3 protein-coding genes are annotated in these 2,625 nt (G+C 65.8%); 2 read left to right on the top strand and 1 reads right to left on the bottom strand.

The window, feature by feature from the left end:
- Window positions 1–974, top strand: a 974-nt coding sequence (locus RBR29_RS11890; protein WP_320349524.1) for a vitamin B12 dependent-methionine synthase activation domain-containing protein, incomplete at its 5' end; no start/stop codon positions are given.
- Window positions 975–1,009: 35 nt separating this feature from the next.
- A complete protein-coding gene (locus tag RBR29_RS11885; RefSeq protein ID WP_320349521.1) occupies window positions 1,010–1,801 on the top strand; it encodes a helix-turn-helix transcriptional regulator in 792 nt (263 codons plus the stop codon).
- Window positions 1,802–1,827: 26 nt separating this feature from the next.
- On the opposite strand, the gene RBR29_RS11880 is transcribed toward RBR29_RS11885, so the two are convergent.
- The coding region (locus tag RBR29_RS11880) for an MFS transporter (protein WP_320349520.1) at window positions 1,828–2,625 on the bottom strand (798 nt) is incomplete at its 5' end.

Below are 2,625 nucleotides of genomic sequence, written 5' to 3'. Positions count from 1 at the left end.
TGATGCTGTCCATCGAGCAGGCACGGTCGGCCAAGCCGAAAATCGACTGGGCCAATTACACACCGCCCCGGCCAAAATTCATTGGCCGGCGCACGTTCCAGCACTACGATCTGCACGAGATCCTGAAATTCCTGGACTGGACGCCGTTTTTCCAGTCCTGGGGCCTGATGGCGCAGTTCCCGGCCATCCTGACTGACGATGTGGTGGGCGAGGAGGCCAGCAAACTCTACGAAGAAGGCCAGGCCATGATGCGGCGCATCGTCGAAGGTCGCTGGCTGACGGCCAATGGCATTGTGGCCTTTTACCCGGCCAACAGCGTCAACGATGACGACATCGAGATCTACCGTGACGAGACCCGCAGCGAAGTCCTGCTGACCTGGCGTGGCGTGCGCCAGCAGACAGCCAAGCGCGAGGGGGTGGACAACAAGTGCCTGGCCGATTTCATCGCGCCCAGGGATTCAGGGGTGACCGACTATATCGGGATGTTCGCGGTCACGGGCGGCATCGGCATCGAAAAACACGAAAAGCAGTTCCAGGAGGCCGGGGATGATTATTCCGTGATCATGCTCAAGGCCCTGGCCGATCGGCTGGCCGAAGGATTCGCCGAAACCCTGCACGCCCGGGTGCGCCGTGATCTGTGGGGCTATGCGCCCGACGAGTCCCTGTCCAACGAGGCCATCATCGCCGAACAATATCAGGGCATCCGCCCGGCGCCAGGCTACCCGGCCTGTCCGGAACACCTCGTCAAACGGGCCATGTTCGATCTGCTGGACTGCGCCGAGATCGGCATGCAACTGACCGAAGGCTTTGCCATGATGCCGGCTTCCAGCGTCTGCGGCTTTTATTTCAGTCATCCGCAGGCCAAGTATTTCAATGTCGGCACGATCGGCGCCGATCAGCTGGACGATTATGTCCGCCGTACGGGGCGTGATGAGGAAGACGTGCGCCGTACCCTGGCCAGTGTGCTGCGCTGAGACGATGATGCGCTGCGCCTGCCACGGAGACCGTCATGCCGCGTGATGATGCGGCACGGCGGCGGGAACTGGGCGCTTTCCTGCGCAGCGCCCGGGCGCGCATCGCGCCGGCCGACCACGGCCTGCCGCCCGGTGTGCGGCGCCGCACACCGGGCCTGCGGCGCGAGGAAATCGCCCAGTTGTGCGGCATCAGTACCACCTGGTACACCTGGATCGAGCAAGGGCGCGACGTGTCCGTGTCCGTGGACGTCTGGTGCCGCCTGGCCGAGGCCCTGCGCCTGGCGCGTGCCGAACGGCATTATCTGTTCAGCCTGGCCGAATGCGCCGATCCCGAGGCTGGCCGGCTGGATCCGGTTGCCTTGCCCGATGGGCTGCAGGATTGCGTCGACAGCATCCGCTGCCCGGCCTATGTGCTGGACCAGTCCTGGAACGTGCTGGCCTGCAATGCGGCCTTGCTCAGGGTGTTCGATGGCTGGCCCGCATGCGGACAGCCCAATTTGCTGCGCTACATTTTCCTGGATCCGGCCGCGCGCACGCTGGTGGTGGACTGGGAAAAGCGCGCCAGCCGGGTGGTGGCCGAATTCCGCGCCGATGTGGCAGCGCTGGCGGGCGAACCGGACATCGGCGCGCTGGTGGCAGAATTGCAGGCTGGCAGCCCTCTGTTCGCCCGGGCCTGGACGCGCCAGATCGTGGTGGACCGGGAAGGCGGGCTGCGCGAATTTCAGCATCCGGCGGACGGGCGGCTGCGTTTTCGGCAATTCACCTTCCGGCTGGCGATCCGGCCGGACTGCAAGCTGGTGATGCTGCTCGACGATGAGCGGCCCTGATCCACGTCACAGCCTGCATGCCGATCTCATCCCCGTGCCCGCAATTGGCTGCCGGCACGCGCCGGCAGGCCCCGGAAGGACAGGGCCGATGCAGCTACGGCCAGGGCGATGACGGCGAACCCCCACATCACGTCGATGCGGTCGGCTTCGGCACCCCCGCGCAGCGTCATGCTCAGGTTCAGGGTCATGGCCGCGCAGGCCACCCCCAGGCTGATGCCCAGCTGCTGGGCGGTGGCCGCAAGGCTGCTGGCGCGGCTCATCTGGGCAGAATCCAGGTCGGCGTAGGTCAGGGCATTGACGGCGGTGAATTGCAGCGAACGGAAGAACCCCCCGATCAACAGGACTGCCACCATGATCCAGATCGGCGTGTTGGCCTGGAACAGGGCGCAGGCGGCGATGAAGGCCGCCGTGATCAGGGCGTTGACGATCAACACGCGGCGAAAGCCGAAGCGGCGCACGATGGGGGTGGCGACCAGTTTCATGAGCAGCGCGCCGGCGGCCGATGTGAAGGTGATCATCCCGGCTGAAAATGCCGACAGGCCAAAGCCGACCTGCAGCAGGATGGCCAACAGGAAGGGTGCTGCGCCGATCGAGAAGCGGCACAGATTGCCGCCCAGGACCGACACGGCGAAGGTCTGGGTGCGCAACAGGCCCAGGTCGATGATGGGATAGGTGGCGTGGCGGGCGTGGCGGATGTACAGAATGCCGCAGACCAGGCCCAGGGCCAGCAGCCCCAGGGTCGGCCAGGCGCCCAGACTGCCATGGCCGGCGGCTTCCAGGCAGCTCATCAGGGCTGCCATGGCGACCCCGCTGAGCAGGAAGCC

This window comes from Castellaniella sp., from assembly GCF_034007085.1.
Lineage (GTDB): Bacteria > Pseudomonadota > Gammaproteobacteria > Burkholderiales > Burkholderiaceae_B > Castellaniella.
The sequence above is the reverse complement of the archived record's forward strand: the minus strand, read 5'-3'. Positions and strand labels throughout refer to the sequence as shown.

Excerpts from the sequence above, each read along its gene's own strand:
- RBR29_RS11885 (WP_320349521.1), top strand. The coding sequence starts at position 1,010 with ATGCCGCGTGATGATGCGGCACGGCGGCGGGAACTGGGCGCTTTCCTG.